This is a genomic window from Paenibacillus amylolyticus (assembly GCF_036894225.1).
Taxonomy (GTDB): Bacteria; Bacillota; Bacilli; order Paenibacillales; family Paenibacillaceae; genus Paenibacillus; species Paenibacillus amylolyticus.
On the sequence record NZ_CP145892.1, the window covers coordinates 2,083,149 to 2,107,187 of the forward strand.

A 24,039-nucleotide genomic window follows, 5' to 3' on the forward strand; every position below is an offset into this window, starting at 1 on the left:
TTTTATGGCAGTTCCAGCGACTATAGGCGTATTGAGATCAAATATAAGTGATATGGAGATTGGCGACTATATTGTATGGAGATATGATTCTTCTGGAGAGCAATTTATAGATGGCACTCTAGGAATAAACGAAATACCTGTAAATGGGTTGGTTGGTACTACAAGTTTAAACAACTACTACTGGTACGCTATTAAAGTAGACAAAGGTCTTTTAATCTCTGATCGCATTAGACATCATACTGTCACTTGGGATTCAATGAATGCAAATAAGATTATTGAAGGTTTGCCTAAAACCTTTGGTGGTGTCTCAGGAATTGTCCGTAGTATATCTGGTGGAGTAGGATATGCAGACAAAGATGGCAAACTGAGTATGAAGGACTTAGGATTGGGGGCATTTCCAAGTAATAATGAATATGACAAATATATTATGAAGTCCAACTTGGGTGGCAAGGCTAGACCCAATGTTGATAATGTTTGGCATCACCATAACATGTTTTGTTGGGCAAAGGAAACACCTGTTCTCGGCTCATGGACTACGAATAAAGGAACAGTCTTATCTGCACCCTCTTCAAGCAGAATAGTACGAGGATATGAACAGCGCGACGATAATAGAGGTGTTGCTTTTACAGGAAGTGCTTCGTCGCAGAATTATATTGGGTTTCGCCCAGTATTTGAATATAAGGAGGTGTAATGAATGGCAGTATTAGGAGATCAATTAGTTGCACCCGAATCAGGGTGGAGACGCTATGATGATACACATGTTGGCTTAAAGTATACAGGAACTTGGACCACCCCATCCCCATCCAATACAGTTTATTATGGTGGCAGTATAAGAGTAACTAGCCGAGCTGTCGACAATAACTATGTTAAATTTTCTTTTTTCGGAACAAAGCTTAGGATTATCTCTGACTTTTACTCAGATAGGCATTCTGATAACTCTATCACGATAGATGGTGTAACAGAGATGTATAGTGCGTTTCGTACAGTAGGTTCCCCTAGCCTTCAGCAATCCATAGTGTATGAAAAGACTGGATTACCTCTTGCATTTCACACGGTTACTATTGCAACAGGTCATAATCGTATAAATTTCACTTTAGATGCTATAGATATTGATGAAACGGGGTATCTGTATGGACACACTCTAACCTCCCCTGAAACAGGATGGAAGAGGTATGACGATACACACGATGCTTTTGTATATCATGGAGATAATTGGATATTTCAAACTCAAACAGGAACGCCAACTCTGTACAATGCAACCCATCACTATTCTGCAAAAGGGATGGGCGGCAACGAAATTAGATTTAAATTTTACGGAACCAAGTTAAGACTAATATCAAGTATAGGTTCGACTTTTGCAGATGATATTTCAGTGGTCATTGATGGAGCAACTGAAAAGTTTAATTCAAAAATGGCAACAACAATAGACGAAAGACAACGGTTAACCTATGAAAAAACTAATCTACCTTTAGGTGTCCATGAAGTTAAGCTTATCAGCGGAACTAACGGAGATTGGAGATTGGATATTGATGCTATCGACATTGATGATAATGGACAACTTTTAGCTAGTGTTGGTTCGCGATTAACCGCCCCCGAAGCAGGATGGAAGAGATATGATGATAGTGTATCTTCTATTAAATATGTTGGAAGGTTCACTAACGGTGTTGGTGCGGGTGCATACAATGGATACTCTAATTACACTTCGACAATAGGAGACAAGATTGTCTTTGACTTTGAAGGAACTAAGTTAAGATTAATTGGAGCACGATATACCAATCGAAGTGATTTAATCGAAGTTTACGTTGATGGAAAATTGCATGGGACTCATTCACAACTAGGATCAGAACTTGCACAAGTACTTCAGGTTGAAATTGTGGGATTACCGAAATCAAGACATCGAGTAGAAATGGTGAATAAATCCAGTGGATCAACGACTACTTTTATGGCTCTTGATGCCGTAGATATAGACTCAGATGGTCGGTTATTTCATCCAGACGAAGTGACAAGTATTACTGAACTTGAAGTTGGTAAGCGTATTAGATGTAACTATGTTTCGAATACCGCTGGTGTGGCAGGAGAGTTTAAAAATATAGGAAAACAAACATCTGACTTTATATCAACAACATCTGTTCCAAGTGTGCCTAATGGTGACTTCTATTTCATTGTTGCTGATGCATATAATGGAAAGAAAATTTTAATTGCAGACAGGAACATTCAATCCACAATTTCATGGGATGCATTGAACAGTAGTGGTCTTGTATTTGGCGTTCAAAAGGAATTGGGAGAGAAGAATTATACCTTTCTTTATCGATTACTCAGAGGCGGTATCAACGCAACGGATAAGGATAATGAGTGGGATAAATATATTGTTAGCTCTACGCTGAATGGAGCAATCATTGCTGGAAGCAATGGTGTATGGAATTGGAGTGGAACCACTAGAAGTTGGACTTCTACTACTTACCCTTCTTTTACTGACAGAAGAGTTCAAAGAGGTGGAACATCCGCAGATGCTTTCATAGCAAACAACAACGGAAGTATAGCAACAAACACAAGTTCAACCGCTATTGGATATAAACCATTAGTGGAACTAGAAACTTTGCCAATGTTTAAATCCTTCGTCAAACATGATGGAGCCTATAAAAGGCTTGATACTGTAACTTTAGAATGGAATACAATTTCAGCAACTTTACCATCAGAAGACACTTTTATTAATGACGGAATGGATGATCTCTCTGTATTAGATAGAAAAAACGAAAGTTTCGTTCAGACTATGACTGCCAATGGATCGCTAGGATCAGGCAAGTTGTTAAAAGAAAGAATCGATCTGAAAAAGTATTTCGAAATAACAAGTGTAAGTGTGAAGTAGGGCTTAGATGCTCTACTTCTTTTAGTTTGGGGAACAATGATTTTGATTAGAAAGGAGATGGTTAAATGGTACATGTATATTACAGTGAAAATTTAATCCCTAAAATGACATCATACACTGCACCATCTGGTCTTGTTAAAACCAGCAACAATCGAGATTCCACCTATGTAGCGTGGAGAGCATTTGACAGTGCGTATGAAATTGCCAACTCTTGGGCTACTTCCGATAATATTACATCAGCTTGGATAAGCTACACCTTCCCAACGAGTAAACAGGTTCAAATGTATTCGATTCGATCTTACGATCAGTCTTTTTCTCCAAAAAGCTGGACATTTGAAGGCTCTAATGATGGAGTTACATGGGACATTTTAGACACTAAAATCAATGAATCAGTGTGGGGAACTGGAATGAGCATAAGAAGAGTCTTCACATTGTCGAATAATAAATCATACACAAGCTATAGAGTCAACATTTCTAGTGTGGTTAGTCAGAAATATATAATAGTTGAAGAAATTGAAATGTTTGAAGTTATTTATTCAAATAAAATCTTACTTTCGTCAGGCGGTAAGTATTATTCCGTTCTAAACGATGGAATTCAAGAAACAACCTCTATACCTAAAATGACTAGCAATACAACTCCAGAAGGTGAGGTGCTTGTTAGTAACACGCCTAATGGAAGTTTTACTATCGGATGGGAATCATTCGATGGAGGTTTAACTAATGGATGGGGGAACAACACTCTACCTACTACTATGCCAAAGTGGATAGGATATAAATTCATAAAACCAAAATTGATAGTAAAGTACAGGCTTTATGTTACAAACACAACTTATTATCCTCGTAACTATGAATTTCAAGGAAGTAATGATGGTGTTAACTATGACACTCTTCACTCAATTGTTGGAGGAGCTAGTGGTGTATTAGATTATGTTATTCCGAATAGAAAATCTTATATTTATTATAGGCTCTATATTACTGTGCTCAGCAATGGTGTAACTTTACCATGTATCTATGAACTTCAAATGTTTGAAATGAAACCATCTTATCTAGTTCAAATGGAGTCCGAAACCGAAACAGATTTTTTGAATCGTGGTGTAGGAGATTTAAATGATTTCAATCAAATTTTAAAAACAAAGAAAAATTTAAAAAAAGGAAATACTGTGCTTGGCTCAGGCAAAACCTTTGAACACACAGTTGATATGTCAAAACGCCGAGTAGATAAAATTACACTTGGCTAAATTCATGAGGAACACATCTATAGGGTGTGTTCTATTTTATTTTGAAAGGAGATGGTTTAATGACAGAGATAGTTGCTTTAGGTGATGCTATTGATGCAGTAAGTTCTACTGGATTCATTCCTTGGGGAATTACCGTTATTGGAAATGAAATATTTGTATCACAATACAATGTAACTACCTATAGAATTAGAGTTTTTGATGCAGATGCCTATACCGTTAAAAGGGAGTTTAATGTTAGTGGTGTAACAGCAAATCAGTATGGGTCAATAGGTACAGATGGAACAAATTTAATGGTTTCCAATAGCAGTGAGTGCATCGTAACTATAGACAAGGAAACTGGGGCTGTAATTAAGATAGGAACTATAAGTTATGGATTTAGTCTAACCGCAACATTTGATGTTGACCTTGAGAGAGACTTAATTGTGTTTCAAACATATTCTGGTGGTATGGTGTATATCACTAGATATTCCACAGGTGTAGTGTTAAACACATATAGAATGCCTATAACTACTTCTGGTAGTGGTGCAATTATTTATAGGAAAAAGGGGATTTCTAAAGCGCATATTGTTGTGTCTCAGTATTTCAATAATATGATTTTTGTTTCTAGCGATATAAGTAAATCTACAGAAAATCTAACATTTACTCAAATATATACGTATAACACTGCTAGATTAACAGGTTTAGGAGCGAGAGATAATCAGTTGTTTGTCGGTGTATATAGCCCCGGAAGCAAGATTTTTCGTTTGGATATTAGCAAACTGACAGCCAATCAATTCTTGATTTCAGCAGAAGATAAATATTATTCTGTAAGATCGGAGTCGTACAGCCAAGATACAGTGATACCTGCCATGACTAGCAATGTCACACCACTAGGAAAAGCTTTTTCAAGTAGTGAATATTCAACAGATAGGGGCGCTTGGAGATCGTTCGACAAAACTCAAACAACCTATGCAAGTAGAGATGGAGCAGGAATGACAGGGCATTTAGGATATGAATTTAACATAGCAATAACTATCGGAAAATACTCTGTACAAAGTGCGACCGGTGATAGCTCAACTCTACAAGCGTTATCAAAGGATTGGACATTTGAAGGATCGGATGATGGGGTAAATTGGAATGTTCTAGACACTCAAACCAATCAAGCGTGGACAACTGCATACACAGATAAAGAGTATTATATTGATAAAAGCAAGATTGGAAAACATAAAATGTATAGACTGAATTGGAGTGCTACCAATGGATGGAGATATGCAATAGTGGGAGAACTAAAAATGTACCAATACACTTCAAGTTTGGTTCGGGAATTTCCACATGCCTCGGATGTTAATTTTATAAAGTATGGAATGAATAAAAATGATGCAATTGACTTGAATTCTTCCATATCTCACATACAAAATGTAGTTGAAGATGTTCAGTCTCTTGGTTCAGGAAAACTCTTCAGACAACCAATCGACAGGTCGAAGCATCAAGCAAACAAGATTATATTAGGCTAAATTTATGAGGACACATCTATATGGTGTGTTCTATTTGTTTTGAAAGGAGATGGCTGAATGGGAGATATTTTAGATGTAACACTAAGTCCCACTGATAAGAATGGTACAACTACCTTATCTAATGGGAACTTAACTGTTACTATGACCACTGCAACTACGGGGAATATTCGTGCCACACATGGTAAAACTACTGGAAAATGGTATTGGGAGATTAAGTACACTGGGCATGATTGGTTTTTTGTTGGGATCGCAAATATGAATTATCCCATCGCGAGTCCTGACTACTATGGAACAAGCGGAAATGCGTTAAATATTAGGACTATTTATGCAGCAACTGGAGCTAAATTTCCTGAAAATGTAGCATATAGTTCAAGACCAGCGGCTGGGGATGTAATCGGTATTGCCCTTAATCTGGATGAAGGAAAATTGGAATTTTATATAAATGGGAAAAGTCAAGGAGTATCTCACACAAACATATTATCAATGGGAGAAGTTTATCCGTTTATTAAGAGTCAATCTACAACCAGTAAAGTTATCACAGTTAATTTTGGTGCAACTCCATTTGATTACGATATACCATATGGTTTTTATTCTTACGATGGTAGACAAAGCAAATGGCATAATAAATTCTTGATTTCATCAGAAGATAAGTATTATTCAGTTTCAACCTTAAAATATAGCGACAATACTGTCATTCCAAAGATGACATCTAATACTGCTCCTTCTGGTATCTCAAGTGCAAGTAACACGAATAGCCCATCATTTCCTTATAGAGCATTTGACGGAGATATTGGTGGGACATGGTATGCAACAGCATCTTTTCCAATAACTTTACAGTATGAGTTTACTCAGTCTAGAGTTATTGGGAAGTATTCATTGCTTGGATATACCGCTGAGAACAATTCTAAAGACTGGACATTCGAAGGATCTAATGATGGAGTTAATTGGACTGTTTTAGATGAGCAAGAAAATCAGACGAATTGGACAGTTGGAGAGGTTAGAAACTTCTCATTCAAAAATACAGCCAGTTTTAAGATATATAGAATTAATATAACTAGTAATAATGGCGGTAGTTTAATACAGGTTGCAGAATTGTTAATGTACGAAATATTAGAACAACCAAAAATGAAGTTTTTAGATACTATGTCAGAATCAAATTTCTTGAGTTATGGGCATAACGTGAGAGATGAAATTGATATGCATTTCGAGTTAAGTGAACGTTCTTTTCAGAACAGCAACACCAGCATATTAGGTTCGGGAAAAGTCTTCAAGCAAAAAATAGATACATCAAAAACACCAATCAAGAAAGCATCAATCACATAGTTATGTAAAATGATTGTTTGATTTAGAATTTAGAAAGGAGATGAAGTAATGGCTTTTTACATTAAGACTGAAGCTTTAAACAAAGGCGGTATAGGATTGGTTTGGAATGTAAAACTCAAATCTAAATCTTCTGGTCAATATCTCCCATTAGATTTGAGTAATATATATAGTCATAATATGGATCAAAGGGTAGCAAATATGGGCTTGTTATTTACGAGTACCTCCGAACCTCCATACTATAATGGAGGTGGAAAAGGATATTATATTTTCAAATTCGAATACAGTGGATCTTTCGCACTTGAATTAATTGACTGGTCTAATACTACTTTTGGTAAGTCGTATAACATTTATTTTAGTACTGATGATGTAGACTATAGACTTATTGCTTCCAACACAGCTAATGGAGCGTCAAAAGTGTTTTCTGTTGATATTGAACTAATCTTCAAAAGTACACTTGTAAAAGATAATCAAGGATATAAGTCATTTGATAATAATACTTGGAGTATAGTCAGTTTAGACTCACCTACAGAACAGCAGTATTTGAATAATGGCATTAAAGACATCTCTATCATACGTGAATCCGCATGGTCACAACTTCAAGGAGAAGTGGAACTATGCTACTATACGGATGACATCACAAAAACAGAAGCATTCTTCAACATCGAAACCAATCCTTTTACTCTTGAAGAGGAGTGGGAAGGCAAGGATATTGAAGTGCTTTATTATACTGATGATCCAAATCAAACTGAATTAGTAGTTTCAATCGAAACTGATCCATTCACCCTAGCGGGAGAATGGGAAGATAAAGAGATCAAAATCATCGAATACACTGATGACCCCAACCAAACCGAATCAACGATTACAATTGAAACCGAACCTTTTACCCTCTACGACGAGTTGGGTGATAGTGTAGACGTTTTATACTACACGGACGATCCAACCAAAACATCAGCGGAACTAAATATCACGGCTAACTACTCCCTATTGGATGAACTTGAGGGAGATTTTGACGTGGTTACGTGGACGAATGATGAAGAGGTTATTGCCGGTAATCGGGACATGATGCTGACGTATAACGCGCTACCGTTTGAGCAATTAATTGTGCAACCAACAGACATAGCGTTATATGGAGACGTGAAAAAGGTTGTCGCTACGAAAGTAACGGAGAACAGTCCGGAAGGTATATTAAGAATGGCTGCTTCGTTCGACTCAGGGCTCACATGGAAGACATACCGTTTCAACAAGTGGCTTGATCTGGATATCCAGGATACAACGTTATTCAAAAGAAAAGGAATGAACCTGGACACACTCAACGCCATCCCTGAAAAGGATCTAATAGCTTTAACTCGAATTGCCTACTACTTCGATAGCAGTAAGCACTATGAAAACAGCTATTCGCTTGACGAAGTGAAAATGGTCGTTGATGCACCGCGACATGCAGTGGAGTTTAGAGATATGTCACTGCAACTGTTAAACACCACAGCCACAATCGACCTGACCTTCTCTGGTAACAAACTTACAGGTGTGCTGGATGATGCAGATCAGGGCAAGGTTAAATACCGCGTCTTGTTGAACGGTAAAACGTATTATCCGGCGGATGGCAATTTTACACGACTAGCAGCATCTCCATTCAATATTGAACTCAATATTGACGAGAGAAATGTTAATTTTGGCGAAGAGAATACATTGAAGGTTGAATTTCAGGATTATTGGGGTGCCGTAGACTCACGGGAAATCAAGTTTATCGGATCGTATTCAGGATTAATGTTTATGGACGAGTCTGGAGATTTTCTTTCAGATACCTTTGGTGGTATTTTGAAAAAACTTGATTATGGGGTGATCATTGCCGGACAGACGACGTTAACAAAGAAAGTCAGAATCAAAAACTTGCTTGGTTATGCTGTGGATCATGTTTACCTGGAGATGGATAAGAAATTCGAAACGGATGGTGTTGAAGTCCAATTATCCAGACAGGCCGACCCGTTTCTTCCGATCGATTATCTGACCTATGGTCTGATTCAACCGGAGGATAGCATCGATTTTTATATTCGTATCGCAACGGATATTCATGCCAAGCCGAATCCTAATGGCAATTTTGAAATGAAAGTCACAGCAGACCGGGTGTAGCTCTCAATACAATGAGACAGGAAGTGAGTGGAATTAATAACGGGGAGACTCTATTAGATAGTTATATACATATTAAAAGTCCGGAAAATCGTTTTGCAGCAAAGTATATCCTGTACAATCAGGTGGATGAAGAACTGTCTTCAACCCTAATAGCTGCTACAAGAAAAGTGTCCGAGATCGTCTCTAGTGTATCCGTACGTGTCAGACGGTCACAGGAATTGAGCAATTCGCTATCGGTGATGTACAGGTCGCAAGGAGATCTGGGCGCAACCATTCAAGCGGCATCCAAAGTTGATCTTGAAGGCATGTTGTACGTTCGCCCACATAACCGTGCACACGGCAAATATGAATTACTGGAAGCACCGCGTGTAACTGTTAATCTTAAGCCTGTTGCTGATGCGACCACACGAAGCCAAACTCACCTGCAGACGCTCAACTTTGGTGATACACAGCGTATGATGATCGGTAGAGACGAGATAGAGCAATTCGAATCGTTTATACATTTCGGTGATTTGGATACTAGAATACCTGATCTGTTATATCTGGAAGACGCTAAATTGAGGTTATATTACACAGGAACCCTGGCACCTGGAGCACACATTGAGCTGCATCAGCCTGATACGTTGTGGCGTGAGTACGGGATTACGTATGCGAACAGACCTCAGTCCATTCAGCTCTTATCGTCCAGTTATATCCTGGATACGACTGAACGTTATGTTGAGTTTGATATGATGGCATTGCTTCGAATGTGGAGAGAAGGTATTCTTTCGAATGTTGGACTGATTATTCAGTCTAGCGGTAACACGCCGATTTATTTCAACACTCGAGAGTCTTCCAAACCACCTGTTTTGCAGATCAAATATATCACTTCTCAAATCTATTCTATCGGTCGAACCGAAATCGAAAGTGAAATTTTTATTTATGGTGCAGGTCACAAGGACATAGCTTCAACGTTAGTTGTACACAGTGATATTGGGCTGGACTGGCTCAAATCTCAGTTGTACGTCCACCGTTATCAGGATCACATGCATCATGATATACCTCAAGTAATCGCGGTCAGCCGTCCGGACGTGGATGTAGATCTGATAGTAGCTAAACGTATAGATGCAGAACTGGATTCGAACATTTCTATTGCTGAAAGTAGGACAGAAGAGAAGGAAACATGGGTTTCTATTTCTAAGCCCGAGCTTCATTCGCAGTTCATTACTGCTATACGAACAACTAAGGATACAGACGGTAATCTTGCCGTTAGAACAGGTCTGGACGACGAAAAAACTGTAGAAATCGCAGTGTCTCATCCTGACTTACCTTCAGTTATTACGGTAGATAGACAAATGTCTCTAGTCAGTACGTTAACGATATCACAGCTGCTCGATGATGGACGGGATACGAGTTTAATTGTATCCGTACCAGATCTTCATGCTTCATTGGAAGTCTCCAATTATATAAAAGCAACTTCAACGTTGGGGTCTTTGCTTACGGTCATGTACGACGGTGATTCGATTGTGATTTCGGAGATTACGGTTAATAAGCCTGATCTGAATAGTGTTCTTCAAGTCAGAGCATTAAATCATGATGAGAGGGCAGGCAGTCTTGAGATTCCTTATTTGGCAGAACAGCTTGGGCAATTATATATTTCCAGACCTGATGTGCTTTCCAGCATTGAGGTCAAGTATATGGATGTTTTGGATGCACATATTAGTATCAAGGAAAGAGAATACTTGGATAGCTATCTTCAGGTGCGAGAGTGGAAGGATATGCGGTCTACAGTAGATGTGAGACAGATTGTCGATATGGCTACTGAAGTGACAATTTCCAAGCCTGATCTGGCCGCGTATGTCTTACCAAGAGTTATTGCGAATGTAGAGTTAGATTCGATCACAAGTATCCGTAAACGGGATGCCGGTGATTTAGTGACCACAGTAATTGTGAAGAGTCCAGGAAATCAAGCGTATTTTTACATTTTATAAAATGAGTTAATTATCAAAGGGGGCATTGGCCCTCTTTTTTTGCGTTTAGGCTTTGCCCAACTCTATGCATCTGTACTTTATTGTGTAACAGTCATCTTCTCGTTATGATACAATGTGTTCATCATACATTAAGGAATGAAGACCATGCAACAAGGGGACAGTGTATTTGAACAGATTATGAAGCAGAAAAGATTGAAGCCTATCAAGCCTGAAACTACAAAAATTCAAGTTAAACCAATACATAAAAAGAAACTAGCTCAGGAGCAATTAAGTGATTTGGATGTCCAGTTCAAAAAGTCGGTAGCTGAATCAATAGACCGCAGTGTACTTCATAGACGTGTACTAGGAATTAGAAGAGAGTTAACGGAGATAAGGCGATTAAAGAATGATGAGCATACGTTTTAAGTTAGCGCCACTTTGACCATCCTTGGGTGAGGGTGGCTTTTTATATTTCAACTAAAGCATATCCCTCCTATCTAAGTCTGCGAAGAGAATTACCAACATTGTATTTGAACTGTAAGTACCTACATTTTCTCAAACACGGCAGGTGTCCACACGACAATCCAGAATGAGGCATACAATTATCGTGACCTGTGGAAGAGGAGGTGGATCGGGAAATTATGGTGACGATGGAGCCTATTGTAGTTGGAGAACATGTATTAGTTGGGGTAGAAGTCAAACTGCCCAAAACAACTTTGCTGACTATTAACACATCCAAAGGATATATCATGTGCGGAGCACTCGACGTGGGATTACTTAATGAGAAGCTCGGGGATCGCAAAATTATTGCAGCTCGGGCGGTTGGTGTGCGTACACTGGAGCAATTGTTGCATGCACCTATGGAGTCGGTGACAACAGAAGCCGAGGCCATGGGCATTACGGTTGGCATGACGGGTGTAGAGGCTTTGTTGAAAATGATCTAAGCACTAACAAAAGGGCTCCCTATGGGAAGCCCTTATTTAACGCCGTAATACAGAGCCTGGCACATCGTAGCTCCCACCTCTATACACACGAACGCTTTCTATTAAATTAAGCTTCTTCCTTCGCGAACAAGGCAGCCAGATTTTCTTGGAAAGGTGCGCGAACAACGCCTTTTTCCGTGATAATAGCTGTTACATATTCGTTAGGCGTTACATCAAATGCTGGATTGTATACTTTAACACCTTGCGGTGCTGTACGTTTGCCAAATCCTTCAGTGACTTCTTCCGCAGCACGTTCCTCAATTGGAATGAGGTCCCCGGATGGAGTGGACAAGTCGATAGTCGACAATGGGCTGGCTACATAGAACGGAATATTGTGAGCCTTGGCAAGCACGGCCACACTGTAGGTTCCGATTTTGTTAGCTACATCGCCATTGGCAGCAACACGATCTGTTCCGACGATAACGGCTTGAATCCAGCCTTTGGACATCACCATGCCTGCCATGTTATCACAGAGCAGCGTAACGTCTATGCCGGCTTGCTGTAACTCAAATGCAGTCAGGCGTGCACCCTGAAGTACAGGACGAGTTTCGTCTGCAAATACCTTCAGGTGAATGCCACGTTCCTGTGCGAGATACATTGGAGCAGTTGCCGTACCATATTTCGCAGTAGCCAGTCCACCTGCATTACAGTGAGTGAGTACACCCATACCATCTTCGAACAATGGCAGTGCATTCTCACCGATCATGCGGCATACTTCTTCGTCTTCTTTCTGAATCAACAGAGCTTCTACTTCAAGAGCATCATTGCCCTCTTCCAGGCTGAGCCCGGATTCAACGACCACATTTGCTCTTTGCATCATGCGATCCAGTGCCCAGAAAAGGTTCACCGCTGTTGGACGGGAAGTAGCCAGATGAGCACATATGGATTTTACGTGATCCAGCCAACCTTGAATGGTCGATCCGTCATATGACTTGGCACCCAATACAACACCAAATGCAGCAGCAATACCAATCGCTGGAGCACCGCGTACTTTCATGGAGTGGATGGATTCCCATACTTCCTCGGGTGTATACAGTTTCAACATGAGGATCGTTTCGGGCAGCAGACGCTGGTCAAGCATTTCAAGCTTGTCCTTTTTCCAGATGAGAGAGGACAGAGGCTGATATTCAGGGGTTGTCATGGGTGGTTCCTCCGTTCCTTATGTTAAGCCTTAGTAGTAGAGATAGCTGTAGATACAATATCCAGTACTTCGCCGATGGTATTCAAGCGACGATTGTTCTTGATCAATGCTTTACCAATCGACAACGCTTTACGCTGAGCATGTTCACGTTCAGTCGCATTTGGAATGGTATCTATATCCGCCACGTGAGCAAGTCCCACGATACGACGAACCATTTTGGCACCTGCAAAGCCGATCGAATCTCTGAACAATTGTTGCACATACAGATCCTGATACCCTGGCGTTTTTGCCATCGGATCAACGAGGTCATTAACCCAGAGGGCACGGAAACGAGATTCGAATTCAGTCCATACATCACGAACCATATTCAGCAAAAGCGTCTCACGCTCACGCAAAGCAGTCTCATCCTGAATCCATCCTGGCAGGGAGGCGTAATTCAAGAGCAGGTTCGCAAGGACTGCACCGACATCAAATCCCATGGGGCCGTAATATGCAAATTCGGGATCGATGACCTTGGTTGATTCAGGTGTAACAAAAATACTGCCTGTATGCAGATCTCCATGAAGCAGTGCCTGCCCATGTGTCAGGAATTTTTCCCGCAGCAAGGCCACTTCAAGGTGAAGCTCTCCATCTGTACGAAGCGCTTCAGCCTCGTCTTCAATGAAAACATCATAATTATTTTTCTCAGCGATCCGGTAGGGTTCATCAAAGATCAGATCCTCCGTTATTTTGCATTGGTCCGGATTAATGAATCTGCCTTGTTGTTCCTTCTTCAATTGCTGATCCATGCCCAAGTCTGATGTAAAGAACAGCGTTCTTGCCATGAATTCCCCGATATGCTGTGCAAAAAGAGGATAGGAAACACCTTCGATCAGGCCTTTGCGCATGATCACATGATCACTCAGATCTTCCATAACCGTTAACGCAAGGTCATCATCGTAATGATACACTTCGGGTACCATCCCTGGACACAGACGATACTCTTCCTGCAGAATCTCACGTTCAATGCGGGCACGTACCAGAGAGAGCGGCCATGATTCTCCAACCACTTTCGCATAAGGAAGCGCCTGTTTGATAATGATACTTTTATCGGAGTTCTGATCCGTGATGTGGAATACCAAATTCAGATTGCCGTCGCCGATCTCGTGACAATCCAGATTCGCATCTGCCGCAAATGGACCCGGTAATGTTTTGGCCAGTTCAATTGCATCCTGGGGGGTAAACGGGCGATATTGGGACAAAGGTGCCACCTCCATATATATGAAGAAACAGGAAAACCCACTTCTTTGCTTGGTATATGTCAGTATATCGGAAATAACGCGGTTTTTGAACTTTTTTTTGAGACAAGTCAAGTCGATCCTGATTCGAACTTCCGGTTCAAGGGTAAAAACAAATAGGCCGGACGGTTGAGAGAAACGCCGTTAACAAGCCTCTCCACTACATGTGGTGACACATTATTAACTCTCTGTTATGCATTGCGGGACAACCTGCTTATCATGGCATGACAGACTAATTTTAAATAAAGGATGGGATTAATATGGCTACAAAAAACAAAACAGATCAAGCAAAATCGGTGGAACAAGTACTTAATCGTCAGGTAGCTAACCTGAACGTATTGTATGTTAAAATCCATAACTATCACTGGTACGTTAAAGGACCTAACTTCTTCACGTTGCATGTGAAATTCGAAGAGTTCTACAACGAAGTTACAGTACAAATGGATGAAATCGCAGAGCGTATCCTTACGCTGAAAGGTAGCCCGGCGGCTACAATGAAAGAGTATCTGGAGCTTTCCTCTATCCAGGAGGCAGCAGGCGGAGAAGACGCAAAAACAATGGTGCAAAACCTGATCGAGGACTTCGCTACACTTTCGAATGAATATCAGGAAGGTATCGAAGTTGCAGATGCAGCTGAAGATCAACCAACATCCGATATGCTGACAGGCTTTAAGGCTGACCTGGAGAAACACATGTGGATGCTTCGCTCTTTCCTAGGTTAATACAGGTAAGATTTTGCCTAATACAAATGGTCTCTTACGTAAGCTTTCTGAGCCCGGATCATGTTGTCAGAAACGCCCTGAGCGTCTATACTGCTGACAAGAACGATAGGGGAGGGGACCGCTTATGTTAGAACCAACGATACCGGCTTTAAAAGAATGGGCTTCTGCAATCAAAGCACTGGAAACGGGTCGCCAGATTATGGTGATGCGCAAAGGTGGGATTGTAGAGGAAACCCGACATTTTGAGCTGAAAAGTCCGGCGTTTTACCTGTATCCGACTTATGAACATCAGCGTAAAGAACTGATTAAGTCCTCGGATCAATCCTATGTTGAAGAATCACTGGCCGAATGGGTGCCCGAAGCTTCAACAATCCGTATTACTGCATATGCCGAAGTAACGCAGGACCTGGAGATACGAGATCAGGAGATGCTGGATCGACTTCTTGACTTTCATATGTGGACAGCGGATTTTGCCGAAGATCGTTTGAAATGGAAACGCAAAGATCCGCTCCATGTATTGATTTTACGTGTGTACCTTTTGAAAGAACCGATGGAAATCCCCGTACTGCCTGAATATAATGGTTGCCGTTCATGGATTTCTATTCCGAATGGTCCGGTGCTGCGCGAAATGACGCCGGTGGTGGACGTTGCGGATTTTGACGAACAGGTACAGAAGATTAACGAGATGCTCAAATTGTAAATGGTAACGTTATTTAACGGAGGGACTTGTCCATAATATGGATGAGTCCTTTTTTTAGATTAGTGTACAGCAGATGACATAAAAGCTTGAATTGCTGTGATTTTTCTCACTGTGCATTTGTGCTTAAGATGTTTTCTGATTTGATTCAATTTGTCTTTTACTATAGAATCAGAAAGAATAAGGTTTCATGCAAGGGACAAAGGTTCTTAGGAAATGACTTGATTATCATTGAGAATCAGTTTAGAATTATTCTAAAGTGCTCTTGCTTGAAGATTCGAGTACAGGAGAAATTCAGGGGAAGCCCTGTTCAGATATAATAGGCGCTTTTTCTTTTTCGACAGTAAACATCAATTTAATCAATGGAGGGAAACAATACACATGGCTACGAATTTCGTCATTGAAGGTCTGAAAGCGACGATCGAAGGTAAGGAAATCCTGAAAGGCATCAACCTGGAAATGAAAGGTGGAGAAATCCACGCAATCATGGGACCAAACGGAACAGGTAAATCCACTCTGGCTTCTGCCTTGATGGGTCACCCTAAATATGAAGTAACAGACGGTAAAATTACACTTGATGGTGAAGATGTATTGGATATGGCTGTAGATGAGCGCGCACGTGCAGGTCTCTTCCTGGCTATGCAATACCCAAGTGAAATTGCAGGTGTTACAAACTCCGACTTCTTGCGTAGTGCAATTAACGCACGTCGTGGCGAAGGTAACGAGATCTCCCTGATCAAGTTCATTCGTCAAATGGAAGGTAAAATGAAAGAACTCGACATGAACCCTGAGTTCGCTCACCGTTACCTGAATGAAGGTTTCTCCGGTGGTGAGAAAAAACGTAACGAGATTCTGCAAATGATGTTGCTTGATCCGAAAATCGTAGTACTTGATGAAATTGACTCCGGTCTGGACATCGATGCTTTGAAAATCGTGGCTGACGGTGTGAACGCTATGAAGAGCGAAGACCGTGGCTTCCTGATCATCACTCACTACCAACGTCTGTTGAACTACATTACGCCTGACTATGTTCACGTAATGATGCAAGGTCGTATCGTGAAATCCGGCGGACCTGAATTGGCTCACCGTTTGGAAGCGGAAGGGTATGACTGGGTAAAGGCAGAGCTGGGAATTACAGACGAAACTGTAGGCCAAGAAGCGTAAAGACAAAACGGAGGAGGATTAATTAATGACTACACAAACAATTCTTCCGGTTGAATCTGAAGCGCTTCGCGCCTTGTCGGAAAGCAACAATGAACCCGGCTGGTTGACCGAACAGCGGCTTGAAGCTTTAAAGCTTGCGAGCGGGCTTGCGCTTCCTAAACTGGAAAAACAAAAAATCGAACGCTGGAATGTCAGCGAGTACGGAACATATAAAACAAGTGAAGCTATTTCTTCTTTGACAGAAGTACCTGCTTCTATCAAAGATCTGGTTCAGGATCAAGCTGAAGGCAGTCTGGTTATCCAGCGCAATTCCGGTACGGTATACTCCAAGGTGTCTGCTGATCTGGCAGCAAAAGGAGTTATCTTCACGGATCTGGCTACAGCGGTTCGCGAACATGGCGATCTGGTAAAACAATATCTGAACACAGCAGTGAAAGCGGATGAGCATTCCCTCGCTGCATTACATGCGGCACTTTGGAATGGCGGGGTCTTCCTGTATGTTCCGAAAAATGTCGAAATCGAAGTACCACTGCAAGCAGTGTTGCTTACGGATGACGCATCTGCAACGTTTGCACCTCACGTGCTTGTGGTTGTAGAAGCAAACAGTTCAGTAACTTATGTTGATAACTATGTATCTGGCGAATTGTCCGCACCTGTTTTCCATAATGGTGTTGTGGAAGTATTCGCAAAATCCGGTGCTAAAGTACGTTTCGCATCGGTTCATCAACTGAGTGTAAATGTAACTGATGTTTCATTCCGTCGTGCAGTGTTGGAGAATGATGCTTCCATCGAGTGGATTGTAGGCGAAATGAACAATGGCGACACAGCGAGCAACACGATGACCGTGCTGAAAGGCAATGGATCAAGTTCTGATTCCAAAGTCATCGCTGTAGGTTCCGGTTCGCAGAAAATCAACTACACCACAGAAGCTCGTCACTTCGGCAAGAATACACCAAGTCAGATGATTACACGTGCAGTTATGCGTGAAGAAGCTTCTGCAATCATCAACGGCATCACGAAGATTGAGAAAGGCGCTACCAAAGCTGATGGACAGCAGACAGAGAAAGTATTGATGCTGAGCCCTAAAGCACGTGGAGACGCCAACCCAATCCTTCTTATTGACGAGGATGATGTAACAGCAGGTCACGCGGCTTCTGTTGGTCAAGTCAATGCCGAGCAGATTCATTACTTGATGTCGCGCGGAATTAACCGTACGGATGCCGAACGCCTGATCATCTATGGCTTCCTGGCTCCGGTGGTGGCGGATATTCCTCTGGAAGCACTGCGCACCCAATTGCAGTCCCTGATTGAGAAGAAGCTGGGACAATGAACCCGTCCATTCGCGAGCAGTTCCCGATCCTCCACCAGGAAATTAACGGACACCCGCTCGTATATTTAGATAGTGCTGCAACTTCACAGAAGCCTCATGCTGTGATTGAAGCAGTCAAACATTATTATGAGTATGAGAACTCCAACGTACACCGAGGTGTTCATACCCTTGGAAGCCGTGCAACGGACGCTTACGAAGGCGCACGTGAGAAGGTAGCCAAGTTTATCAATGCCCGCCGTACACAGGAGATTATCTTTACTCGCGGTACAACGACAGCCCTCAATCTGGTGGCTTCATCGTACGCCCGCGCCAATTGCAAAGAAGGCGATGAAATTGTTATCACGCAAATGGAGCACCATAGTAATCTGATTCCTTGGCAGCAAGTTGCCAAGGAGACAGGTGCAACATTGAAATACATTCCGCTTCAGCCTGACGGTCATATTGAATTGGCTGATGTTGAGAAGACGATTACGAACAATACTAAAATTGTAGCAATCGCTTATGTATCCAATGTTATGGGTCTGATCCATCCAGTGAAACAAATTGCTGAAATTGCACACCGCAATGGTGCTGTCATCGTTGTTGATGGCGCACAAAGCACACCTCACATGAAGGTGGACGTTCAGGATCTGGACTGTGATTTCTATGCATTATCCGGTCATAAAATGTGCGGACCAACCGGAATCGGTGCACTCTACGGCAAAAAGGCGCTGCTGGAGTCCATGGAACCCATTGAGTTCGGTGGTGAAATGATTGATGATGTGGGTCTGTACGAATCCAACTGGAAAGAGCTTCCCTGGAAGTTCGAAGGTGGAACCCCGATTATCGCAGGTGCGGTAGGGTTGGGAGCTGCCATTGATTTTCTGGAGCAGATTGGTATGGATGAGATCGCACATCATGAAAGTGTGCTGGCAGCTTATGCAACAGAACGACTGGCCGAGATCGATGGGTTAACCATCTATGGCCCAGCCAAGCGGCATGTGGGTGTTGTTACCTTTAATCTGGGGGATGTTCATCCGCATGATGTGGCAACCGTGCTGGATGCGAGTGGCGTAGCCATTCGTGCCGGACACCATTGCTGTCAACCGCTAATGCGCTGGCTTGAAGTTAGCTCAACAGCTCGTGCCAGCTTCTATCTATACAATAACGAACAAGATGTAGATCGGCTTGTCAGCGCCTTAATCCAGACAAAGGAGTATTTTGGCGATGCAACTTGATGATCTGTACAGACGTGTTATAATGGACCACTACAAAAACCCGCGTAACCGCGGAACATTTGATAATGACGCTGTCACGGTGAATTTGAACAATCCAACGTGCGGCGACCGGATTTCACTGCAAATTTTGCTGAAAGACGGAATCGTCCAGGAAGCCAAATATACGGGTGAAGGCTGCTCCATCAGCATGTCCTCTGCATCGATGATGACAGAGGCCGTCAAAGGCAAAACGATGGAACAAGCACTCGATATCGCTAACCGTTTTTCCTCACTGATGAAAGGTGAAGAAGTCGATTTCGACGATTATGAAGATCTCGAAGCCCTATCCGGTGTGAACAAGTTCCCTGCACGCATCAAATGTGCCACTCTGGCCTGGAATGCATTACGCAAAGGGATTGACGAAGAGAACAAAGTACAATAACGATAGGGAGGTAGAGCAAGATGGCTAAAAAAGCACCAGAAATGGAAGAGTACAAATATGGTTTTCGCGATGAGCACAAATCCATCTTTCAAACCGGTAAAGGTCTGACTGCAGAAGTGGTTACCGAAATTTCCAAGATTAAGAATGAACCGGAATGGATGTTGGAATTCCGTTTGAAATCTTTGAAACAATTCGAAAAGATGCCAATGCCAAAATGGGGCGGAGATCTAGACGGATTGGATTTCAATGAAATTCAGTATTATGTGCGTGCTTCGGAGAAACAAGGTAAAACATGGGAGGAAGTTCCTTCCGAAATCAAGGAAACTTTTGATAAATTGGGTATCCCTGAAGCAGAGCAAAAGTTCCTTGCAGGTGTATCGGCTCAGTATGAGTCCGAGGTTGTATACCACAACATGCAAAAGGAATTGGAAGACCAAGGTGTAATCTTCATGGATACGGACACGGCTCTGAGAGAGCATCCCGAAATCCTGCGTGAATATTTTGCAACGGTTATTCCACCAGCAGATAATAAATTTGCTGCTTTGAATAGTGCGGTATGGTCCGGAGGAAGCTTTATCTACGTGCCTAAGGGCGTTAAATGTGAAGTACCTCTGCAAGCCTACTTCCGGATTAACTCCGAGAATATGGGACAATTCGAGCGTACACTCATCATTGCGGACGAAGATAGCTTCGTTCACTATGTAGAGGGATGTACAGCTCCAATCTACAGCACGAACTCACTGCACAGTGCGGTTGTTGAGATCATCTGTAAGAAAAATGCTCGTGTTCGTTACACAACGATTCAAAACTGGGCACCAAACATCTACAACCTCGTTACGAAACGTGCGGTTGCTGAAGAAAATGCAACGATGGAATGGGTCGATGGTAACATCGGTTCCAAACTGACGATGAAATATCCAGCGGTTGTACTGAAAGGCCGTGGAGCTAAAGGTTCCGTACTCTCCATCGCTGTAGCTGGTAAAAACCAGCATCAGGATGCAGGTGCGAAAATGATCCACTTGGCTCCGGATACAACATCTACGATTGTTTCCAAATCCATCAGTAAACATGGTGGTAAAGTAACGTACCGTGGTTTGGCTTCCTTTGGGCGTCAAGCTGAGGGCGCGAAATCCAACATCAAGTGTGATACACTCATTCTCGATAATGAGTCCACATCAGATACAATTCCTTACAATGAAATCATGAATGATAACATCATGCTGGAGCATGAAGCTACAGTATCCAAAGTGTCTGAAGATCAACTCTTCTACCTGATGAGCCGTGGTCTGACTGATGCAGAAGCAACACAGATGATTATCATGGGCTTCATTGAGCCATTCACGAAGGAATTGCCAATGGAATACGCCGTTGAGATGAATAGATTGATTAAATTCGAAATGGAAGGTTCCATTGGTTAATCCAATGCAGCGCCTTTCGAAGCCGTAAAGCTGAAGCTAGTTGCTGATGTTAAGCGGTAGATATCGTTTTATGTGATCGAATACCCTCTAGAACAGACTTTCTAAAAAGTCTCTCTAGGGGGTATTTTTATTCAAAAAATCTGGGGATAACAGTGATCAGAAGGTTATTCTGTTATCGGAGTGGCAAGCGGAAATATTCTTTAGTCAATTTGTATATTTACAAATGAATAGACCAGCGTTATTCTTCCATTAACGAATATTACATATATTTGAATAGATTCTAATATGAGGAGGGTTATGATGCGAAGAAGTATAGTTCAAAAAGGAGCAGCCTTGGTATTGTCTGCTGTTGTTGCCTTTACGAGCTCTCCGTTATTTTTATCAACGGCGAGTGCTGCAGAAGGTGGATCGGTATCGGGTTCATTCAACGTACTTAGTTACAATGTAGGTGGTCTTCCGGACCTGGTATCCAGTTCCAACCCCAAGGAGTACACCGTTCAGATTTCCCCCAAATTAAATGACTATGACATCATTAATGTGCAAGAGGATTTTAATTATCATAATGAGCTGATATCTCAGGTCACTCTGCCGTATTTGACGACAACCAGCGGAATTGCGGGTTTTGGTAGTGGGTTGAACAGTCTGTCCAAATATCCATTCCGTGACTTGAAACGTATTACCTGGGATAAGCGATCTGGTCTTTTTGACAATGGAAGTGATGAATTGACTCCAAAAGGATTTACAGCAGCTACATATGAGATCACACCTCCGGTAAAATTGGACGTGTACAACTTGCATGCGGACGCGGGTAGCGATGATAAATCGCTTGAGGCCAGACGAGATAATATCAGACAACTCTCCAATTACATAAAGGAGCACTCGGACGGGAACGCAGTTATCGTATTTGGGGATACCAATACACGGTACACCCGTGCTGCTGACAATATAGAGTTGCTCATGTCTGAGAATGGTTTAAGAGATCCGTGGATCGATTTGATCCGAGGTGGGAGTATTCCCGCTGATGGAGACGCCCTTATGGATGCAAGCAATTTAAATGGACCCAACTATGAGATCGTGACAAAATTTTGTATCGCGGAAGTAAAGCGTTGTCTCTGAATGCACAGAGCTATCGGTTAGAAAATCAAACATTTGTTGACCCGAGTGGGAAGCAACTCTCCGATCATTATCCGATTACAGCGGAATTTGTGTACAGCACATCTTCTCAGTACCAACTAAGTTCAACAATCGGAGGATCTGGAGGAAGTGGGTTTAATGATCTAAATCATATTCCGGAGTCCAGACCTAGTTCAGTGGTACTTAACTCGGGCAACCGTGTAGACGGCATTTCAATGCTGTACAGGGATGGAACGGACCTGGCACATGGTGGTCAATCCAACATTGCCACACTGAACTTGGCAGACGGAGAGTACTTAACCGAGGCAACAATTGGTCAGGGGACACGTAATGGAGATAAACGGATCTTTTACGTGGAGTTGTCCACCAATCTTGGAAATAAAGTTGAAGGCGGACAAAAGACCTCGGATCAAATCAAACTTGAGGCACCAGCGGGGTGGTACATTGCCGGATTTTATGGAAGAGCAGGACAGGAATTGGATCTGCTAGGCGTCATATACAGACCTCTGAATTAGAAGTGAGCAGTGGTTAAAATGAAATAATAATATATACATCTCATAGAGTGTTCATATTAGCACAGCGCCGCTTGGAATATACGTTGGAGAGACCATAAGGTTTCCCTAATGATATTCTGAGCGGTATTTTTGTGGAATAAAATAAGACCAATAGCACAAGCCATTTCATAGATTTAAGCATTTAATGATAGAAAAGGATGTGAGTGTATGAGCGTGAACCCTTTCGAGGGATATCGGATTACAAGTTCATTCGGCTATCGAATTCATCCTATTCATGGTGGACAGACATTTCACCGCGGAATTGATCTCGTGACAGAGCCTTGGAATGGCCCCGTCTATGCCTTTATGGAAGGTAGGGTACGTTTTGCTTCCGAAGGAGTTACAGGCTCCGGATTCGGCGGTTACGGGCTTACAGTTGCCCTTCAAGATCATCGTGGCTACTTGCATTGTTATGCTCACCTTTCGCGGATTGCCGTAACCGTTGGGCAGCGGGTGAAGAGAGGCCAGCTTATCGGTAATCAGGGAAGCACGGGTCAGAGTACCGGCCCGCATGTACATTATGAGATTCGTAAAACAAGTGCACCATCGTACGGGTACACAGCTAGCGAAGATGGTGTGATGGAACCGGGTGCGTATCTACAGGCTGAATACGGAACTGCATCTCAGGAACAGGAGGCACCGCCGATGACCACTGAGCAGAAGAAAATGTTTGAAGCTATGCAGAAAACGCTAGAGATTCAAGGGGGATGGATTCAGCAACAGGAGCAACTTTCCAATATGGATTGTCCCGCATGGGCGAAGCAAGCATTTGATTATTATCGACCCTTTATTATGAACGACAAAGGCAGTTATGAATTTTGGAGATTACTTGTTATCATGTACCGCAAGGAAAAAGGCATCCAGGTTCATTCGGAGTCCGACATATAGATCCCTGCATAGGACAGGGAGTAACAAAAGGCTGATGCACTCAGGTAGATGCAGACAGATAACCATTTATCGAATGTTGCCTGTTCGCCCGGTTCAT

Annotated in this window: 21 protein-coding genes; 19 read left to right on the forward strand and 2 right to left on the reverse strand. The window is 42.1% G+C overall.

Annotated features, from left to right (window positions below):
* Positions 1 to 4 precede the first annotated feature (4 nt).
* The 9 genes from V6668_RS09500 (at position 5) to V6668_RS09540 (ending at position 11,940) form a co-directional block, all read left to right on the forward strand.
* Positions 5 to 691 carry a hypothetical protein gene (locus V6668_RS09500; protein WP_338708252.1) on the forward strand — a complete coding sequence of 229 codons (687 nt, stop codon included), beginning with the start codon at positions 5 to 7 and terminating at the stop codon, positions 689 to 691.
* Between the two features lie 3 nt (positions 692 to 694).
* Positions 695 to 2,866 carry a hypothetical protein gene (locus tag V6668_RS09505; protein ID WP_338708253.1) on the forward strand — a complete coding sequence of 724 codons (2,172 nt, stop codon included), beginning with the start codon at positions 695 to 697 and terminating at the stop codon, positions 2,864 to 2,866.
* A 65-nt stretch (positions 2,867 to 2,931) separates the two neighbouring features.
* Complete coding sequence (locus V6668_RS09510) at positions 2,932 to 4,104, forward strand: hypothetical protein (protein ID WP_338708254.1); 1,173 nt, start codon at positions 2,932 to 2,934, stop codon at positions 4,102 to 4,104.
* A 59-nt stretch (positions 4,105 to 4,163) separates the two neighbouring features.
* Positions 4,164 to 5,597 (forward strand): hypothetical protein, encoded by a 1,434-nt coding sequence (locus tag V6668_RS09515; protein ID WP_338708255.1) that lies wholly within the window; start codon positions 4,164 to 4,166, stop codon positions 5,595 to 5,597.
* A gap of 57 nt (positions 5,598 to 5,654) precedes the next feature.
* The gene (locus tag V6668_RS09520) at positions 5,655 to 6,920 is read left to right on the forward strand and encodes an SPRY domain-containing protein (RefSeq protein WP_338708256.1); all 1,266 of its coding nucleotides are present in this window, start codon (positions 5,655 to 5,657) and stop codon (positions 6,918 to 6,920) included.
* A 48-nt stretch (positions 6,921 to 6,968) separates the two neighbouring features.
* Positions 6,969 to 9,047 carry a hypothetical protein gene (locus V6668_RS09525; protein WP_338708257.1) on the forward strand — a complete coding sequence of 693 codons (2,079 nt, stop codon included), beginning with the start codon at positions 6,969 to 6,971 and terminating at the stop codon, positions 9,045 to 9,047.
* A gap of 23 nt (positions 9,048 to 9,070) precedes the next feature.
* The gene (locus V6668_RS09530) at positions 9,071 to 11,017 is read left to right on the forward strand and encodes a DUF7594 domain-containing protein (protein ID WP_338708259.1); all 1,947 of its coding nucleotides are present in this window, start codon (positions 9,071 to 9,073) and stop codon (positions 11,015 to 11,017) included.
* A gap of 135 nt (positions 11,018 to 11,152) precedes the next feature.
* Positions 11,153 to 11,422 carry a hypothetical protein gene (locus V6668_RS09535; RefSeq protein WP_338708260.1) on the forward strand — a complete coding sequence of 90 codons (270 nt, stop codon included), beginning with the start codon at positions 11,153 to 11,155 and terminating at the stop codon, positions 11,420 to 11,422.
* Between the two features lie 215 nt (positions 11,423 to 11,637).
* Positions 11,638 to 11,940 (forward strand): YunC family protein, encoded by a 303-nt coding sequence (locus tag V6668_RS09540; protein WP_017689545.1) that lies wholly within the window; start codon positions 11,638 to 11,640, stop codon positions 11,938 to 11,940.
* Between the two features lie 106 nt (positions 11,941 to 12,046).
* Here V6668_RS09540 and mtnA read toward each other — a convergent pair whose 3' ends face one another.
* Both mtnA and mtnK read right to left on the reverse strand, forming a co-directional pair.
* Positions 12,047 to 13,120, reverse strand: coding sequence for an S-methyl-5-thioribose-1-phosphate isomerase (gene mtnA / locus V6668_RS09545; RefSeq protein WP_338708264.1), 1,074 nt, complete (start codon positions 13,118 to 13,120; stop codon positions 12,047 to 12,049).
* Between the two features lie 23 nt (positions 13,121 to 13,143).
* Entirely contained in the window at positions 13,144 to 14,361 is a 1,218-nt protein-coding gene (mtnK, locus tag V6668_RS09550; RefSeq protein WP_338708920.1) for an S-methyl-5-thioribose kinase, read from the reverse strand.
* Between the two features lie 296 nt (positions 14,362 to 14,657).
* Here mtnK and V6668_RS09555 point away from each other — a divergent pair, with 296 nt between their 5' ends.
* From V6668_RS09555 to V6668_RS09600, 10 genes are all read left to right on the forward strand, one after another.
* A complete protein-coding gene (locus V6668_RS09555; protein WP_017689542.1) occupies positions 14,658 to 15,119 on the forward strand; it encodes a Dps family protein in 462 nt (153 codons plus the stop codon).
* 124 nt (positions 15,120 to 15,243) lie between these two features.
* Positions 15,244 to 15,819, forward strand: a complete 576-nt coding sequence (locus tag V6668_RS09560) for a DUF1802 family protein (RefSeq protein WP_338708266.1) — start codon at positions 15,244 to 15,246, stop codon at positions 15,817 to 15,819.
* Between the two features lie 378 nt (positions 15,820 to 16,197).
* Positions 16,198 to 16,980: a Fe-S cluster assembly ATPase SufC gene (sufC, locus tag V6668_RS09565; protein WP_036609931.1), complete on the forward strand. Its 783-nt coding sequence runs from the start codon at positions 16,198 to 16,200 to the stop codon at positions 16,978 to 16,980.
* A gap of 25 nt (positions 16,981 to 17,005) precedes the next feature.
* Entirely contained in the window at positions 17,006 to 18,310 is a 1,305-nt protein-coding gene (gene sufD / locus V6668_RS09570; protein WP_237176150.1) for a Fe-S cluster assembly protein SufD, read from the forward strand.
* The gene (locus V6668_RS09575) at positions 18,307 to 19,527 is read left to right on the forward strand and encodes a cysteine desulfurase (RefSeq protein WP_017689538.1); all 1,221 of its coding nucleotides are present in this window, start codon (positions 18,307 to 18,309) and stop codon (positions 19,525 to 19,527) included. The genes sufD and V6668_RS09575 overlap by 4 nt, the downstream gene beginning before the upstream one ends.
* Positions 19,517 to 19,948 carry a Fe-S cluster assembly sulfur transfer protein SufU gene (gene sufU / locus V6668_RS09580; RefSeq protein ID WP_017689537.1) on the forward strand — a complete coding sequence of 144 codons (432 nt, stop codon included), beginning with the start codon at positions 19,517 to 19,519 and terminating at the stop codon, positions 19,946 to 19,948. Before V6668_RS09575 ends, sufU begins: the two co-directional genes overlap by 11 nt.
* A 20-nt stretch (positions 19,949 to 19,968) precedes the next feature.
* Positions 19,969 to 21,366: a Fe-S cluster assembly protein SufB gene (sufB, locus tag V6668_RS09585; protein ID WP_036669904.1), complete on the forward strand. Its 1,398-nt coding sequence runs from the start codon at positions 19,969 to 19,971 to the stop codon at positions 21,364 to 21,366.
* A 297-nt stretch (positions 21,367 to 21,663) separates the two neighbouring features.
* Positions 21,664 to 22,482, forward strand: a complete 819-nt coding sequence (locus tag V6668_RS09590) for a hypothetical protein (protein WP_338708269.1) — start codon at positions 21,664 to 21,666, stop codon at positions 22,480 to 22,482.
* Positions 22,473 to 23,015 (forward strand): jacalin-like lectin, encoded by a 543-nt coding sequence (locus V6668_RS09595; protein ID WP_338708270.1) that lies wholly within the window; start codon positions 22,473 to 22,475, stop codon positions 23,013 to 23,015. The genes V6668_RS09590 and V6668_RS09595 overlap by 10 nt, the downstream gene beginning before the upstream one ends.
* Before the next feature lie 207 nt (positions 23,016 to 23,222).
* Positions 23,223 to 23,942: a M23 family metallopeptidase gene (locus V6668_RS09600; RefSeq protein ID WP_338708271.1), complete on the forward strand. Its 720-nt coding sequence runs from the start codon at positions 23,223 to 23,225 to the stop codon at positions 23,940 to 23,942.
* Positions 23,943 to 24,039: the final 97 nt, after the last annotated feature.

Coding starts and splice junctions, on each gene's coding strand:
- V6668_RS09500 (WP_338708252.1), top strand. CDS start 5: ATGGCAGTTCCAGCGACTATAGGCGTATTGAGATCAAATATAAGTGAT.
- V6668_RS09505 (WP_338708253.1), top strand. CDS start 695: ATGGCAGTATTAGGAGATCAATTAGTTGCACCCGAATCAGGGTGGAGA.
- V6668_RS09510 (WP_338708254.1), top strand. CDS start 2,932: ATGGTACATGTATATTACAGTGAAAATTTAATCCCTAAAATGACATCA.
- V6668_RS09515 (WP_338708255.1), top strand. CDS start 4,164: ATGACAGAGATAGTTGCTTTAGGTGATGCTATTGATGCAGTAAGTTCT.
- V6668_RS09520 (WP_338708256.1), top strand. CDS start 5,655: ATGGGAGATATTTTAGATGTAACACTAAGTCCCACTGATAAGAATGGT.
- V6668_RS09525 (WP_338708257.1), top strand. CDS start 6,969: ATGGCTTTTTACATTAAGACTGAAGCTTTAAACAAAGGCGGTATAGGA.
- V6668_RS09535 (WP_338708260.1), top strand. CDS start 11,153: ATGAAGACCATGCAACAAGGGGACAGTGTATTTGAACAGATTATGAAG.
- V6668_RS09540 (WP_017689545.1), top strand. CDS start 11,638: ATGGTGACGATGGAGCCTATTGTAGTTGGAGAACATGTATTAGTTGGG.
- mtnA (WP_338708264.1), bottom strand. CDS start 13,120: ATGACAACCCCTGAATATCAGCCTCTGTCCTCTCTCATCTGGAAAAAG.
- V6668_RS09555 (WP_017689542.1), top strand. CDS start 14,658: ATGGCTACAAAAAACAAAACAGATCAAGCAAAATCGGTGGAACAAGTA.
- V6668_RS09560 (WP_338708266.1), top strand. CDS start 15,244: ATGTTAGAACCAACGATACCGGCTTTAAAAGAATGGGCTTCTGCAATC.
- sufC (WP_036609931.1), top strand. CDS start 16,198: ATGGCTACGAATTTCGTCATTGAAGGTCTGAAAGCGACGATCGAAGGT.
- sufD (WP_237176150.1), top strand. CDS start 17,006: ATGACTACACAAACAATTCTTCCGGTTGAATCTGAAGCGCTTCGCGCC.
- V6668_RS09575 (WP_017689538.1), top strand. CDS start 18,307: ATGAACCCGTCCATTCGCGAGCAGTTCCCGATCCTCCACCAGGAAATT.
- sufU (WP_017689537.1), top strand. CDS start 19,517: ATGCAACTTGATGATCTGTACAGACGTGTTATAATGGACCACTACAAA.
- sufB (WP_036669904.1), top strand. CDS start 19,969: ATGGCTAAAAAAGCACCAGAAATGGAAGAGTACAAATATGGTTTTCGC.
- V6668_RS09590 (WP_338708269.1), top strand. CDS start 21,664: ATGATGCGAAGAAGTATAGTTCAAAAAGGAGCAGCCTTGGTATTGTCT.
- V6668_RS09600 (WP_338708271.1), top strand. CDS start 23,223: ATGAGCGTGAACCCTTTCGAGGGATATCGGATTACAAGTTCATTCGGC.